The following is a 13905-nucleotide window of genomic DNA, read 5'->3' on the forward strand; positions in this document are numbered from 1 at the left end:
CCTGCTCGCGTCCGATGAACCCGTAATTCCCTCTTCAAGGTTGGACAACCTCGGCCACCATCTTGCCGAATTTTCTGACAGGAGCAGGAACCCGCCCGCCCGCCATGTCGCGCCGCGGCCCGTGCCATGTCACTGCCCCGCTTCGAATTGACCATCTCAGAATAGTCCCACCGGATCCTTCGCCCGGTCCCAGCTATAGATGATCAGCTCGCCACGCAAGACCGTATTCGCTGCCCCGCCCACCATATACGGAATTTCCACCCGCTCCATCTGGAATCCCGCGAACAGGGCCTGGATCTCTGGATGATCATTGAGCGTCAGGATCGCACGGCCCTGCAGGGTCCGCAGCACCTGCGCCATCTTTTCATACTGCTCAAATTCAAACGGCACCCCGTAGCCTTCCGTCTCAAGGTAAGGCGGGTCCAGATAGAAGAAGGTATGCGGCCGATCGTAACGCTTCACGCACGCCTGCCAGTCGAGTTTCTCGATATAGGTTCCCGACAGGCGCAGATGGGCAGCAGACAGCGTTTCCTCGATACGCATCAGGTTGAGCCCCGGCGGCGATGTCGTCGCCGTACCGAAGGTGCGCCCTTCAACGCGTCCACCGAAACAGTTCTGTTGCAGGTAATAAAATCGGGCGGCCCGCTGGATATCCGTGAGGATCTCCGGTGGCGTATCGCTCAGCCACTTGAACACCTGCCGGCTGCTCAGTGCCCACTTGAATTGCCTCACGAACTCCTCCGGGTGGTGTTGCACTACCCGGTACAAGTTCACTAGGTCATCGCTCACATCGTTCACGACCTCCACCTCGGCGGGTGGCCGCATGAAGAACAATGCCGCCGCTCCTGCAAACACCTCGACGTAACAGGTGTGCGGCGGAAACCTCGGAATGAGGACATCGGCAAGTCGACGCTTGCCCCCGATCCACGGAATGATTGGCATGGCCATGAGATTGCCCTCCACTCAGCGCTCGACACCGGGGTTCGGATCATCCCGGAACAGGTCCGGCTGAGTCTCGCCAGGCGCCGGTTGTGGCGGCTCCGTCTGCCGTGGCGACCGGCGACGTCGCGACACATCACCCGATGCGCGTGACCGTGCCGCGTCCGGCCTGTCGCGCTGGACCGGCATCGTCTCCACAAAATCCGTGATCACCGCGGCAAGACTGCGATCGTCCGCCCCCTGCGAACCCGCCATCGCGTGCGCGAGGCCGCCCCATGCCTCGAACGCACCGGCATGTGCTGTCCACGCTGCACGCCGGCCGGATTCGTCAGGCTCGGGCCGCCAGTAGCGCGGCACATCGCCCCGCCCGGCCATATGCACCACGGCCTGCTTCGGATAGCGGCGCGTCTGGCCGCGCGCAAGGCGCGGCGTCGCATTCGCCTCCACCCCATGTTCACGCAGTTGCGCGGCAAATCGCTCGCGCCAGCGCTGCAGGTCCTGCTTGCGCGGATTCAGCCGCCGCCCGTCCGGTCCGCGCACCTGTACGCTGAGATGGACGTGCGGGTGCGCCTCGTCGTCGTGCGCTGCGAACACATACCGCCGCCCATCGCCAAACTCTTCAGCCGCAAACGCGCGCGCAGCGCTGCGTACCGCCTGGCGATCCGTGCCTGGCGGCATCGACAGCAGCACATTGAACACCTCGCGCCGGCGGCTTTCCTGCGGGATTCCCCAGCCACCCAGATGCCAGGCATCCGCCAGATCGCGCAACGCCGCCGTGCCGAGCACCGGCTGGCCGTCCTGATCCTCCAGCTCGACCCGGCCGTTACGCGAGATGTAGCGCAGATGCCGGCGCACCGAACCCATGCCCTGCGCGCTGGACGCCTTGTTCGTGATCTTGACCATCACTTCCGGGGTACGCCTGAGCGTGCGGGCAAGCTGCTCGCGCATGCGCCGCGTATCCCGCTGAAGCCGTCCCCGCGACATACGCGGCGCACCAACGTGCCGGAATGGATCCGGGAAAAGGCGGTCGCCCCAGTTCAGGAGCATCTGGTCGACCCAGGTTTTCGAGAACGGCATGCTACCGGCTCCAGCGATCGAGGTTCGCACGCAGGACCTGCGCGACCGTACGCAGGTGCGCATCGATCACAACTCGCACGCCAGCCAGCACGCGCTCCACTTCACGCACGTCCGTGCGCCCCTGGAGCCGGCCGAGTAGCGTGACGATCATGGCCAGGTGCTGGTTCGAGTCGGCCAGCATCCGCATCTCGTGCGCGCCGAGCTGCGGTTCTCGCATAAGCTGCGCGCGGACCAGCGCAACGATCCACCGGTTGGCCGTCAGGCCACCCGCCGTCGCGTGCCGCCGCACCCCTTCGAACTCCTCAGCCGTGAGGCGGATCTCGATCCGTTCGCGATGCCCGTCAGCCGATACCTCTCCCGGACCCGGTGCGCCCCGTGCATCCGGCATGCCCCCGTTGGTATCGAGCACATCGAGAACCAGTTGCCGGATGCCTTCGCCCATCGTGACACCGTGCAGGGCGCACCACGCTTCCCAGCGCGCCTTCACCGGACCGAGTTCCACACACAGGCGTGCGCGCGTGTTCATGCCCGCACTCCCTACAGGGCAGGCGGTGAGGGGTCTGCCGGCTCGCGTTCAACTTCCCGCGCCGGGCTGCGCTCCGCGGCCGGCCGCGAGCGGCGGCTGCGCGTCGAGGGCGCTTTCGGATCGAATACGCGTGGACGTGGCACTGCGACGCCATCCGCCTGCAAGGCATCGAGCATGAGCTCGGCACGCTGCCGCACGCGCGTAATCGACTGTTCGCCCAGACCCTGCTCACGCATTGCAGCGACGAGTACGGCAAGCTGCAACGCACGCTCCCCGGATGCGGCAGGAGACTGATCTCGCTGACCTGCCGCGCGCTCGGGCTGCCGGACTGGCGCGCCCTGGCCAGCCGCACTGTCGGGTCCCGGTGAAGCCGGTGCTGACGCAGCCGGCGACAACTGCGCACGATCCCGGCCCACGACATCGACCTGCCAGGTATTGCGATAGACGTCCTTCTCCTCCTGGCCGATTACCGCGCCGGTGGCATCAAACACCGGCACGTTGACGGTCACCCAGCGTCGGCCAAGATTCTCCAGTGTGACCGGCTCTCCGGGAACAGCACCCGCCTCTGCAATAGCCCGCTCCAGGTCGACACCCCACACGACATGATCTGCCCCGGCGGTATCGCGATACACGACATAGTACGAATCGCTACGCGCCGGGTTGTGCTGGTACGGTGCATCGCCATGCTCGATCAGTGTCCCGGCGTGGCGCTGCCGGTCCGGTTCCTCGCCTTCAGCCCCACGTGCCGGCACGACAGGTGTCCCGGCCGCCGGCGCGGCACCTCCCGGGACAGGTGAAGCACGGCCAGGCGACGCGCTGCCGGGTGCCGTTCGACCAGACGCTGCTGGTGTCGGGGGCACCTGACTGCTCACAGGCGGCGAAGGTCGGGCGCCTGCCGGTGCCGCTCCGGGATCCGGCGCAGTGGGCGGTACCGTGGGCGCCGGTGCAACAGGCGCCGGAGCGGCCGAAGGCGGCCCGGCCACGTCAATCCGGTTCGTCATCCGCTCGCGGCGCCCTTCGGCCAGGCGTGCAAGATCCACCGCCTTCGGCTCGTATCCGCTCACCTCGATACCCAGCAGTGTGGCCTGTACCCAGACCTCCCGCCGGAACTGCTCATGACCGGAGACCCGGATGCGCCCCCACGCTTTCGCCCGCACCATGTCCACCATCGACTCGACGACATCGGCACGGTTGTGCTCAGTGACCAGGTACGGACCGATATCCTCGAATGCAAGCTGATGTGGCGAATCCTTCAGGAAATACTGGTTGCCGGCGCGCAGGTAGCGCTTGCGCACCTTCTCCGGCGCCTCACCCAGCGGTGCCCAGCGCATCGCGGGTTCGTCGCCGGCACCCCCCGGCGGCCCACCCTGTGCCCCGGGCGATTGCGAACCCGTCTGTGAACGTGCGTGATCGGCACGGATAGCCTGGTCGCGCAGCCGGGCTCGCGCCGCATCAAACTCGCGACGCCGGCGTGCGGCCAGTGCGTCACCCGCCGCCTGATCCAGACGGTCGGGACCCGATGCGCCTGCCGCCGGATCGGCAGCCGGCGGTGGATCCGGCTCGATCACATTGATGACGGGATCGTTCACCGGCGCGCCGGAAGAAGTTGCGGTTTCATCCATCCTGGACCTCACTCTGGTCATGGGCGGGTACAGCACCCCACCCGGTCAACGCTGCCGCTCGTCACCCTGCTCACGGCCCGCCCGCTCTTTCGTCTGCGCCAGCGCCGCAGCGCGTGCCTCTTTCACCCGTGTCCACGACGCTGACTTCAACTGGTCGAGCGTCGCGTCGAGTTCCGTACCGAAGCCCACATCACGTGCGGACTTCTTGAGCGACGCCACCGAACGCTCGAGTAGATCGCGCGCGCGGTCCCACGGGTACACCTTCGCCCGGTCGCCGTCATAGCCCACCTGCACCTCGGCGCCATTGAGTCTCTGGTTCTCATCCAGCCAGCGCAGGCGGTCCGAAACGAATTCCATGTTCGCCTTTGCATGGAACACCACACTGCGCGTCGAGACCTCCTGGATCAGGTAGTGCTCCGTATTGAAGACCTCGCCGCGGTACGGGCCACCGTCCTCGCGAGGCGTGGCCATACGGATCTGCGCGCCGAACCGGTGCTGCGCCAGCGCCTTGATCTCGCCCGGCACCTCGTCGAGTCCATACAGCTGCGCGCCTGCCTGACGACGCGCCAGCGCGCCCGATGTCCGTTCGGATGCTGGCTCCGATGCCGGCTCAGGACTCGACGCATCCGGTTTTGGCCCATCCGGCGGTGGCGCATCCTGTTTCGGTGGCGCCGTCTGCCCGGTGGCAGGCGTCGCCGCCGGGCTATCCTGGGGTGCCGGCGCATCCGGGCTGTCTGCCCGGCGACGGGACGTCCGCCGACGTCCTGCTTTTTCTCCGTCACCCACCAGCTTCTCTTTCACGTTGCCCATTGCCTCACCCTCCTTCAGCCCCTCACCCGACCACGTTTCAGGCTGTGCCGACGCACTCGCTTCTCCGGTCGTGATAACCGGAACCGGCACGCCATACACAGACTCCCGTAAAAGCTCACCTACAGAATCGAGACCGGACAGCACGGCCATATCGTTGAAATCGGTCGGCTGCGGGATGGTCGCGCCGGCCCGCTGCGCATCGTGTGCAAAACGAGGCGCGGCCAGCAGCGCTGACGTATCGAGCGCGGCCTGTGCCGCATGCTCGTAACCTGCGCCGATATCCGCGAGCACGAGCATCTCCGCTTCCGGATGGCGACTACGGAACATCGCAGCCACCGGCCGCAGGTTGCCGCTCGACAGTGCGGCCACTGCGAACCAGCCCGTGGCCTGCCGCGCCGACAGTGCGGTGGCCACCCCCTCGGCAATCACGATGGGTGTCGCCGCGCCATCAAGAGACTCGCCCGGCGCAACGACCCAGCAACCGCCCGACTTCGCGCCACCCGCCAGGGCCGACTTGCGCCCCTCGGCATCAATCAGCTCCAGGGTCGACAAGGTGTCGCCGATATGCACCGGCACCACCAGCACCCGTCCCACGAGCGGCTCACCGGCGCTGCGCGGCGCATAGCCGAGCAGCGTGTGCAGTTCGTCGGCTTCCAGCTCGCGCAGGGTGGGCACGGCCATCACCTGCTTGCGCTCGAGATAGGGATGCCCGGGGCCGACCGGCCGGGCCCACTTCCAGAGGGCCAGCGCCTCACGCGCCACGGCCGCGTGCCGCGCCTGTACCCGGACTTCCTGCCGGGCCGGATCAAATGCCGGACGCGCGACAGGCATACGCTGCCGGTCCGCGCTGTCCATCGCGCGGCGCGAGCCCCGGACATCAAAACCGTGCTGCTGCGCAAGCCAGAACAGGGACGCCAGCGTCTTGCCACCCGACTCGCCCGCCGAGCGCCAGGTCACACGTGCCGCGCGCTCGCTGTAGTTGTGGGCCGTGCGGCTCCACTCGTCCCAGAGGTCGAAGCCGGCCTCGCCAAATCCCTGCTTGAGCGCAAACGCCATATCGACCCACGTTGCGTAGTCTTCGGCCGGAATCATGGCCAGCGCCGCGCGTGCGCGTTCCTCCTCGCTCAGGTACCGGGTATTCATCGGCGATCTCCGTGAAGCGGCACGACGTTCGACCCGCCAGTTGCGCGCGACGATGCACGTCCGCCGCTTTTTGCGCGCGTGCCGCCGGCGCCACGCGGCCTTTTGCGACGAGGTGTTGCATCCGCGGGACGGAGTTCCGCCACGTCGAGATCCGACGTCGACAGCCTGCGCGACGCCCTGGCGATGTGCTCGACCGGCACGCCGACCAGCATCAGGTGCCGCTCCACATAGGCCGCGGCGTCTTCATCGCTGATATCCATAAGATGTGCCGGCAGGTCGCGCGGATCCCAGGCCTGCAGCACTTCGAGATACTCCGGCGGAAGCTGCATGACACCGGCTTCGTCCACCTCATCGGGCTGCACATCCCTCAGCCGCCGATCGATCTGGGCAGTAAAACGCACGAGGTCGATTGCCGGAATCGCCGGCGCGGCAGTCAGGCGCGACGTGAATACCGGATCGCGCCAATAGCAGATCCGGTCCGCCAGGATCGGCTTCGTGTTTTCGAGCAGGATGATTTCCTTGTCCCGCCCAAGTTCCTTCAGTTCCTGCGGCAGCAGCAGCGGCCGGCGCTGTTCGGAGAAGCTCTCGCTCGATCCGCCACGCCCGCCGAAAATTGCGTTCGACCGGCTCACGCTGCGCGAGCGGTCCGTGAACGTGCCGAGCATCTCCGAATACTCGTTCGCATCGCGCTGCTCGCGCGGCGCATAGATGATCTGCATCGCGTGATTCGTGACAAACGTCCTCGCATCGGCACGGCCATAGACCGACTCGAGCTGCGAGGCCGACTGCACGATCGACAGCAGCCGCAAGTCATAGCCCGCCATGTAAGCCACTGCGCGCGCGATGATATGGATCTTCCCGACCGACGTGAGTTCGTCCATCAGCAACAGGCACTGGACCTTCAGCGCCGGGTTGTCCTGGGGCAGTTCCTTCGTGTTCAAATTCACCAGCTGGGAGAACACGAGGTTCACGAGGAGCGCGGCTTCCGTCAGGTGATCCGGCGTGATGCCGACGTAGACAGACATGCGGCGTTTGCGGACATCGCGCAGGTCGAAGTCATTGGCGCTCGTCGCCGCGTCGACGATCGGGTTCGCCCAGATCGTGAGCGGGGCATTGAAGGTGGCGAGAATGCTCGCCAGCACCTTGTCGTCGTTGGCGAGAAAGCGGTTCAGCGCATCGATGCATGCACCACTGAGCAGCCGGCGATGCTGCAGCACGGCCTGCTGGAGATAGGTCTTCACCGGCATGCCATTGCCCGACGACTGGCGCAGCACCTCGCCCATCGTGACCGGGCAGTCGGGCACCTCCCGGTTTCCCGACCGGCGGGCATCATGCCATTCGCACAGCAGCAGCACGATACCGAGAAAGAGGTTGCGCGCCTGGTCCTTCCAGAAATCATCGTGGCCGCCGACCGGGTACAGCGCGTAGCCGATCGCGAGGATATCGCCGACGCGGAACACCCCCGCCGATATGGCCGACAACGGGTTGTACCGGTGTGTGCGGCCATCCTCCGCAAACGGATTGAACAGATAAACGTCCTGCCCATGCGCCTGCCGGAAGCCCGCCGTGAGATTGAAATTCTCCTGCTTGATATCGAGCACGACCACCGAATCGGGGTAGCTCAACAAGTTGGGCACGACGATACCCACGCCCTTGCCGGAGCGCGCCGGCGCTGCGAGCAGCACGAACTGCTGGCCGGCAAACTGCAGATAGCGGCCGCGCCAGACACCCACGACGAGCGCCGGTCCGCTACGGGCGCCGGTATCGGCACGAGAAGTCGTCGCCGTGCTCATAGCAGTCCCGCCCGCCGGATTTCCGCATCGTCGGCGAACCGCGCGCTGCCATACAGGCGTCGCTGCCCGGCACTCGCCCAGAGTGTGTAAACACCGAGCGCCGGCGCACCGAATGCGAGCAGCAACCCGAACAGCGCCGAGCCGGCGAGTCGCCGGCCTTCCTTCGGCAGACGCCCGTCGTACCAGGCCAACGCCGCGTCCAGCCATGCATGAAGACCGGCATGAAACGGGTTGATCCGCGCACTGGCATAGAGGAAAAACGAGGCCAGCCATAACGCAGCCATTCCCGTACCGGCAAGGACCGTGAGGATGGCCAGCGTCACACCCACGTAGTACAGGTAGCGCCAGGCTGGAGTATGGCCGGCAGCGGCACGATCACTCATCATCGTGCGCTCCATTGCCTGCCATAGCCGCCTGCGGCCACCACCCGTCAAACAGTCCTGTCGGCGGGCAACCTGGAGACAGCCAGAGCACTTCCGTCCTGACGGCTCCGCCGTCGGCATAGGCCCGTGCCCTCACCTGACGCCAGTCGGCATAGAGCCGGTCATACAGCGCACAGGCGTAACCGCTGAGAACCACTGCTCCCTTTACCCCATGGAGAAAAACAGCCAGCGTCTCGTGGTCGGCCGAGGTCATTTCAAACTGATAGTCCGATCCACGATCCCGTGTCTCCGGCACGTAGGGAGGATCGACGTAAAACACCGTATCCGGGCCATCCTGGGCCTGCATCACCTCCAGCGCATCGCGGTTCTCGATCACCACGCCCTGCAGTCGCTGCACAATCGCCGAGAATGCAGCCGGATAGTTGCTCCAGTCATGGGCTGGCGTGGTGCCGCTGTTGTTTGACACCGCGCGGAACCCGGTCTGCCGGTTATGGGCATTGGTGCCAAACCCCATGAATGCACGCGTCACGGTGCGCCGGGCCTGCTCCACCGGATCGTCATGGCGCTCGTAGCTGAGCCGGAATTCATCTCTCGCGAACGGGGTGAGCTCCAGTACGCGTTGCAGTCTTTCGCCCTGGTCACGCGCCACGCGAAACAGGTTCACCAGTTCTGCATCGAGATCGTTGTAAATCTCCGCATAGCTGCGAGGCTTTCGCAGCAGGACGCTCCCGGCCCCACCAAAAGGTTCAACATAGACCCGGTGCGCTGGCAGATGACTGACCACCCAGTCCGCCAGTTTCCACTTGCCACCGTGGTATCGAATAATCGGGCGCCGTACAGGTTTGCTCATCATCGGCCTCCTGCTGGTGCAAGATCACCCGGACCGCGCATGACACTTCGGACCGGATCAAACCAGACTTCCGTCATCGCCCAGTGGCGACCGGTCTGCTCGCCCGCGTCATCGAACGTTGCGGTGGCCTCCATGTGCGCGACCACGTCGATCGTCATGGAAAGCAGCCGCCGCAGCACCACGTCATCCCAGGTGGCCGCCTCCGGATGCTCCTTCGCCATCAGGGCGAAACGCTCGATGGCGATCGACGCATTCGACGCGTGATAGCTCGTGATCGAACCCGAGTGACCCGTGGTCAGCAGCTTCAGGAAGTCATACGCTTCGCTGCCGCGCAGCTCGGCAAGCAGCACGCGATCGGGACGCATGCGCATCGTGCTGGCGATGAGATCCGCCGGTGTCACCCGGGCCTGACCGTGGCCCCCCTTGCTGTAGAGAAGGTGAACGCAGTTCTCGATGTGATGGATGAACAGCTCACGCACGTCCTCGATCGTCACGATCCGGTCGGTGGCCGGGATGTACCGGCACAGCGTCTTCATGAAGCTCGTCTTGCCCGAGCCCGTGTTGCCGACGATGGCAAGGTTCAGCCGGCCCCGTACTGCGCGCTCGAAGAATGCCGGAAAATGACGTGTCTCCAGATCCCTGACCAGCGCCTGATCCAGCGGGCGCAGTGCCGGCATGGCCGCATCGAGTCCCACCGGCCGCTGCCACAGGGTCTGCCGGAACAGGCCCTCGCTGTCGTAGACCTCCAGGGTCTTTTCACGCGAGGACGGGCGACGGATCGTTATCGACACGGTACGGGGCGACACTACCGGCGGAATGACGATCTGGATGCGCTCATCGCCCGGCAGTAGCGCCGACAGGATCGGATGCAGCGCCGAGACCTCCTGGCTGGTGAGCGTTGCGATCGCCACCGCAAACGACATCAGCCGCTCGAAATCGAGTTCCAGGCAGTCGTGCGCGTGCCAGCCCAGATGCGTTTCGGTCAGCACGCGCTGCGGCCGGTTGATCACGAGTTCGGTCACGCCGGCATCGTCGAGCAGACCGGCAAGCGGCCGCATCAGTTCGCGCACCGATGCATCGTCGGGGAGCCGGGGAAGCAGTACGTCCCCGTGCGTCACCATCGCCGCCCTCCGGGCATGCGCGTTCATCGCGCACCCGCCGGCTCGAGCGTATAGACCGAACTGAAATCCAGGTCCCGGGCCAGGACAATCGTGAATTCGGCCCCCTGGTTCTGCGTCAGCGTCGGCGGAATGTTGATCGTGCTGTCGAGCACGCGCGAGGCCATGTCGTTGCCCTGCTCCTGCGTGTTCTCGAACACAACGGAACCGTTGCTGTTGCCGCCGCGGGTCGCGAGATAACCGATCGCATCCTGGGTGATCCCGAGCAGCATGGCCGCGCCGATACGCTGGCCCCAATGGTTATTGACATAGCCGCTCATGCCCATGCGGCCCAGCGCATCCGCGGCCGGCGAATCGATCTCGATCGTCACCCCTTCCGGGGTCTTGATCCGCGCTGCGAGAACGAAGACACGCGTCTGCCCCGGCGCCAGGTTCGAGCGGTATTCACTGTTGATCTGCGCACCACGTTCGATCAGCACCACCCGGCCATCGTCCGAATAGACGTTCTTCGTCACCGTGCAGGTGGAGATTCCCGCCTGCGTCGAGTCGAATGCCGTGTCACCCGCGCAGTCAATCTTCGCGCCCTCAGCGAGAACAAGGCTCCGGTTGCCGAGGAAGCCCGCCCGAACCCGCGGCGTCGCGGTCGGCGTCAATGCCTGGGCCAGCGGGCTGTCGCCCTGCGACCGTCCGCCGGACACGAGGGTCGTGCCCGACTGCGCCGTGGAAGAAGCACCCGCCGGGGCCAGTGCGGCATCTGCCTCGCTGCCAGACGGACCGCTGTTGCCCGTCTCCACCAGTGGCGCGTCGTAATAGCTGCGTGCCGCGACGGGATGTGGCGAAGCCGGTCGCGATACCACTGCGGCCGGCGCCGACGCTGCCACAGCGCTCGCCGTGCCTGGCGCACTCGCGACGGCAGGCGATGCGGCTGAGGCCGGCACAGCTCCTTCGCCGAACACGCGTCCCTGGAGCGGCTGGTCCTGCACGGCATCCCGGCGCGCCTTCTCCGCAGCATCGTGCCGGGCCAGGAACCCGTGGACCGTCCAGACCGCACCCGCGATCACGATCATCACAATCAGCAACGGTGCCAGCCACCAGGCTCGCGGACGCCTGCCCTGCTGGCCCAGGTCCGGCATGCCGCGATCTGGCGGCGGAGGCGCTCCAGGGTCACCATTTATGGGATGCGGACCCGGTGCAGCATCAGTGCCGGGTGCGATCGTATTGCTCGGCGTCTCCTCATTCATGGCCGTCACTCCGCAGGACACGCTTCACTCCGCCCACCGTCGTGCCATCGCTGGGCGGCACGCCGTCGACATCGAAGGCGTCGTTCCATACCCCGACCACCTCATCGCCCAGACGCAGCACGAACCGCCGCGCGACCTCGTGGACCACGATGACGTCGGCTTCCATATGCCGGTCGACGACGCTCTCGCTGTTGTCGTCGGCCACGCGGAAAATCGCCGGAATGCGCCGGTTGTTGGGAATACGGATGTACGTAAAGCGCCCGTCATCCCACGCCGCCGTCGGCGCGATATCCTCCGAGTGCGGCATCACCTGCATCGAGTAGTCGGCATTGCGTACCACCGGCGGCTGGTCGAGACGCTCGCGCACGACGGCCGCATCGTCGGCCGCCTTCGTCTTCGCCGCAGTCTCGTCGGGGTAGACGAACGTGATGCGATACATCTCGTCGTTGTTACCGAACCGGGCCTTCAGCGGCAGGACCACCAGATCGAAGCTGTAGCTGTGGCGATCCGTGCGGATCTCCAGGTTCGTGTCGTGCGCGGCAAGCTGGGGTTTCAGGTAGACATCGTGCTCATCGCGGTTCGCCACCACCTGCCAGCCATCGCGATCGCCCGGCGCCACGACGAGGATGTGCTCGGCCGGATCGAGCGCGATGTGCGTGGCAAAACCGCGCTGCGCGACGACATGCACCACCTCGTCCGGCCGGTACACGACCTGCCGCACACGGGAGTCGCCCGACCATCCGGGCACGTCGTAAGCCCGGGCACCGCCGCAGACTGCCGCCAGCGTCAGGGCAAGCGCGCCCGATCTGAAAAGGACATTCGCGTTCATTGCGCACCTCCTGCTGCCTGGGCAGATGCGGGGGCCGAAGCCGGGGGCGTGTATTCGGGATCCCGGCTGTATGCCGTCACCCGGAAACCGAACGGGTTTTCGATAGCCGTACGCTCGCGTGTGAACACGACCGGCTGGTAGGTGAAGGCCAGCGTGATCACGAAGCGCTGGGGCGGCTCGGCGTCGTCGTTGCCGTTCTTCCAGGTCGTCTGCTCGATATGCACGACGGCGTGACCCGGCTCATCCGGCACGAGCGTTGTCGAGAGAATCCGGATGCGCCGCTGTGTATTCGCCCCGAGCTTCCGGTCGAGCGCATCCGGCCCACTGAAGATCGCGCGGTAATCCCGCGCCACCCGGTCGTCGCTCATATCGAGCACGCGGTCGTAGTCCATCTGCAGCAGGCCCCAGTCGTAGCGCTCGCGCGAGCGCACGTACACCTCGACCCAGTGCTTGTCCTCGATGTCACGCATGCGCACGTGCTTCGCGTCCAGCACATCGATCACCTGCGCGGCACCTGTCAGCCGGTCCACCTCGATCGGCAGCGGCACCACGCGGTAGAACGGCACCATCACGGCCAGTGCGATGGCACACAGGATGGCAACGACAATGGCCGCAGCAGCGACATGCCATGCCCGACGCTCGGACCGCTCCTGCAGGTGCGTGACTGAAACCTCGAAATCGAGCGCCCGGCGGTAATCCCGATCAGTGCCCATAACCGGCTCCATCGGACGGAGGAACAGGCGGCACGTGATTCACCGGCACGCGGTGCAGACCATCCGGCAACACCGGCTTCGGTGGATTACCCGAGCACCCAATAATTAGTAATACTGATTGAATGACAATCACCATCGACATCAACCGGATCATGATCGGCTCCTCAGTTACCGAAGGTTGCGGGAACCATCTGGTCCTGCAGCCGTGAGGTATTGCCTGCGCGCTTGAGCACCAGCTCCTGCTGCTGCTCGGCCACCAGCCGGTTCTCGATGTCCGACAGCATCCGGAAGAGCTGCAGCTTCGTCATCTCGTTACCGACCACCGTGCTCTCCGTCTGGATGCGGGCCTGCAGCTCCGAGATGCCCTTCTGGTCCTGCGTCACATCGATCTGCTGCATCAGGCTCTGGATCTGGTTCAGCTCCTGAAGCTCGGTCTGATAGGCCTGGGTGCCGAACGCCTTGTCCTGGAACGGCTTGTTCAGCGCGCGCTGGCAGACCTGCTGGTCGATCCCGCTCTGGTCTTCGCAGTTGTACATCTCGACCGAGGAGCGCAGGGTCTGCGCGCTGCCCGTCAGTCCCGCATACCCGCCGTTCTGGATCGCGGTATAGACGCTCTGCCAGTTCGACGGCAGCGAATTCGAGACCACCGGGTTGCTGAGCAGCGAACCGAACCCGCGCGTACCGCTCAGCGACTGGTACAACTGAAGCTCCTGCTGCACTTCCTTCTCCAGTTGCGTGACCGTCGCAATCGCCTGCACGACATCCTGCGCGTCAAAAACCGGGATGCCCTGCGCATGCGCACACGGCCCGAGACACGCGATTGCGGCGGTCGCAATGACTGCGAGGCCGCACTGCATACGT

At 65.7% G+C, this 13905-nt stretch carries 14 protein-coding genes; all 14 read right to left on the reverse strand.

All coding sequences use genetic code 11. The features are described from left to right. Positions 1 to 156: 156 nt before the first annotated feature. The 14 genes from CY652_RS13865 to CY652_RS13925 are packed head-to-tail and all read right to left on the reverse strand — an operon-like array spanning position 157 to position 13901. The gene (locus tag CY652_RS13865) at positions 157 to 948 is read right to left on the reverse strand and encodes a DNA adenine methylase (RefSeq protein ID WP_102131391.1); all 792 of its coding nucleotides are present in this window, start codon (positions 946 to 948) and stop codon (positions 157 to 159) included. Between the two features lie 15 nt (positions 949 to 963). Next, the gene (locus CY652_RS13870) at positions 964 to 2016 is read right to left on the reverse strand and encodes a relaxase/mobilization nuclease domain-containing protein (protein WP_102131279.1); all 1053 of its coding nucleotides are present in this window, start codon (positions 2014 to 2016) and stop codon (positions 964 to 966) included. 1 nt (position 2017) lies between these two features. Next, the gene (locus CY652_RS13875) at positions 2018 to 2542 is read right to left on the reverse strand and encodes a plasmid stabilization protein (RefSeq protein ID WP_102131280.1); all 525 of its coding nucleotides are present in this window, start codon (positions 2540 to 2542) and stop codon (positions 2018 to 2020) included. A gap of 11 nt (positions 2543 to 2553) precedes the next feature. Next, positions 2554 to 4164 carry an LPD7 domain-containing protein gene (locus CY652_RS13880; protein ID WP_102131392.1) on the reverse strand — a complete coding sequence of 537 codons (1611 nt, stop codon included), beginning with the start codon at positions 4162 to 4164 and terminating at the stop codon, positions 2554 to 2556. Positions 4165 to 4209: 45 nt separating this feature from the next. Beyond that, positions 4210 to 6117, reverse strand: coding sequence for a PriCT-2 domain-containing protein (locus tag CY652_RS13885; RefSeq protein WP_102131281.1), 1908 nt, complete (start codon positions 6115 to 6117; stop codon positions 4210 to 4212). Beyond that, positions 6114 to 7910, reverse strand: coding sequence for a type IV secretory system conjugative DNA transfer family protein (locus CY652_RS13890; protein WP_102131282.1), 1797 nt, complete (start codon positions 7908 to 7910; stop codon positions 6114 to 6116). Before CY652_RS13890 ends, CY652_RS13885 begins: the two co-directional genes overlap by 4 nt. Continuing rightward, a complete protein-coding gene (locus tag CY652_RS13895; RefSeq protein WP_102131393.1) occupies positions 7907 to 8293 on the reverse strand; it encodes a hypothetical protein in 387 nt (128 codons plus the stop codon). Before CY652_RS13895 ends, CY652_RS13890 begins: the two co-directional genes overlap by 4 nt. After that, positions 8286 to 9146 (reverse strand): DNA adenine methylase, encoded by an 861-nt coding sequence (locus tag CY652_RS13900; RefSeq protein ID WP_258002318.1) that lies wholly within the window; start codon positions 9144 to 9146, stop codon positions 8286 to 8288. Before CY652_RS13900 ends, CY652_RS13895 begins: the two co-directional genes overlap by 8 nt. After that, the gene (gene virB11 / locus CY652_RS13905) at positions 9143 to 10291 is read right to left on the reverse strand and encodes a P-type DNA transfer ATPase VirB11 (protein WP_102131283.1); all 1149 of its coding nucleotides are present in this window, start codon (positions 10289 to 10291) and stop codon (positions 9143 to 9145) included. The genes CY652_RS13900 and virB11 overlap by 4 nt, the downstream gene beginning before the upstream one ends. Next, positions 10288 to 11502, reverse strand: a complete 1215-nt coding sequence (virB10, locus tag CY652_RS13910; protein ID WP_102131284.1) for a type IV secretion system protein VirB10 — start codon at positions 11500 to 11502, stop codon at positions 10288 to 10290. The genes virB11 and virB10 overlap by 4 nt, the downstream gene beginning before the upstream one ends. After that, on the reverse strand, positions 11495 to 12331 hold the full coding sequence (virB9, locus tag CY652_RS13915) for a P-type conjugative transfer protein VirB9 (RefSeq protein ID WP_102131285.1): 837 nt from the start codon (positions 12329 to 12331) through the stop codon (positions 11495 to 11497). Before virB9 ends, virB10 begins: the two co-directional genes overlap by 8 nt. Then, complete coding sequence (locus tag CY652_RS13920; protein ID WP_102131395.1) at positions 12328 to 13044, reverse strand: virB8 family protein; 717 nt, start codon at positions 13042 to 13044, stop codon at positions 12328 to 12330. Before CY652_RS13920 ends, virB9 begins: the two co-directional genes overlap by 4 nt. Continuing rightward, positions 13034 to 13198, reverse strand: coding sequence for a hypothetical protein (locus CY652_RS24465; protein ID WP_180970592.1), 165 nt, complete (start codon positions 13196 to 13198; stop codon positions 13034 to 13036). The genes CY652_RS13920 and CY652_RS24465 overlap by 11 nt, the downstream gene beginning before the upstream one ends. Positions 13199 to 13208: 10 nt before the next feature. Continuing rightward, a complete protein-coding gene (locus CY652_RS13925) occupies positions 13209 to 13901 on the reverse strand; it encodes a type IV secretion system protein (RefSeq protein WP_374703663.1) in 693 nt (230 codons plus the stop codon). Positions 13902 to 13905: the final 4 nt, after the last annotated feature.

It is taken from the genome of Burkholderia sp. WAC0059, from assembly GCF_002870125.1.
Classification (GTDB): Bacteria; Pseudomonadota; Gammaproteobacteria; order Burkholderiales; family Burkholderiaceae; genus Paraburkholderia.

Bases quoted from the DNA above. Each gene is read 5' to 3' on its own strand.
- CY652_RS13865 (WP_102131391.1), bottom strand. From the start codon at position 948: ATGGCCATGCCAATCATTCCGTGGATCGGGGGCAAGCGTCGACTTGCC.
- CY652_RS13870 (WP_102131279.1), bottom strand. From the start codon at position 2,016: ATGCCGTTCTCGAAAACCTGGGTCGACCAGATGCTCCTGAACTGGGGC.
- CY652_RS13875 (WP_102131280.1), bottom strand. From the start codon at position 2,542: ATGAACACGCGCGCACGCCTGTGTGTGGAACTCGGTCCGGTGAAGGCG.
- CY652_RS13880 (WP_102131392.1), bottom strand. From the start codon at position 4,164: ATGGATGAAACCGCAACTTCTTCCGGCGCGCCGGTGAACGATCCCGTC.
- CY652_RS13885 (WP_102131281.1), bottom strand. From the start codon at position 6,117: ATGAATACCCGGTACCTGAGCGAGGAGGAACGCGCACGCGCGGCGCTG.
- CY652_RS13890 (WP_102131282.1), bottom strand. From the start codon at position 7,910: ATGAGCACGGCGACGACTTCTCGTGCCGATACCGGCGCCCGTAGCGGA.
- CY652_RS13895 (WP_102131393.1), bottom strand. From the start codon at position 8,293: ATGAGTGATCGTGCCGCTGCCGGCCATACTCCAGCCTGGCGCTACCTG.
- CY652_RS13900 (WP_258002318.1), bottom strand. From the start codon at position 9,146: ATGATGAGCAAACCTGTACGGCGCCCGATTATTCGATACCACGGTGGC.
- virB11 (WP_102131283.1), bottom strand. From the start codon at position 10,291: ATGAACGCGCATGCCCGGAGGGCGGCGATGGTGACGCACGGGGACGTA.
- virB10 (WP_102131284.1), bottom strand. From the start codon at position 11,502: ATGAATGAGGAGACGCCGAGCAATACGATCGCACCCGGCACTGATGCT.
- virB9 (WP_102131285.1), bottom strand. From the start codon at position 12,331: ATGAACGCGAATGTCCTTTTCAGATCGGGCGCGCTTGCCCTGACGCTG.
- CY652_RS13920 (WP_102131395.1), bottom strand. From the start codon at position 13,044: ATGGGCACTGATCGGGATTACCGCCGGGCGCTCGATTTCGAGGTTTCA.
- CY652_RS24465 (WP_180970592.1), bottom strand. From the start codon at position 13,198: ATGATCCGGTTGATGTCGATGGTGATTGTCATTCAATCAGTATTACTA.
- CY652_RS13925 (WP_374703663.1), bottom strand. From the start codon at position 13,901: ATGCAGTGCGGCCTCGCAGTCATTGCGACCGCCGCAATCGCGTGTCTC.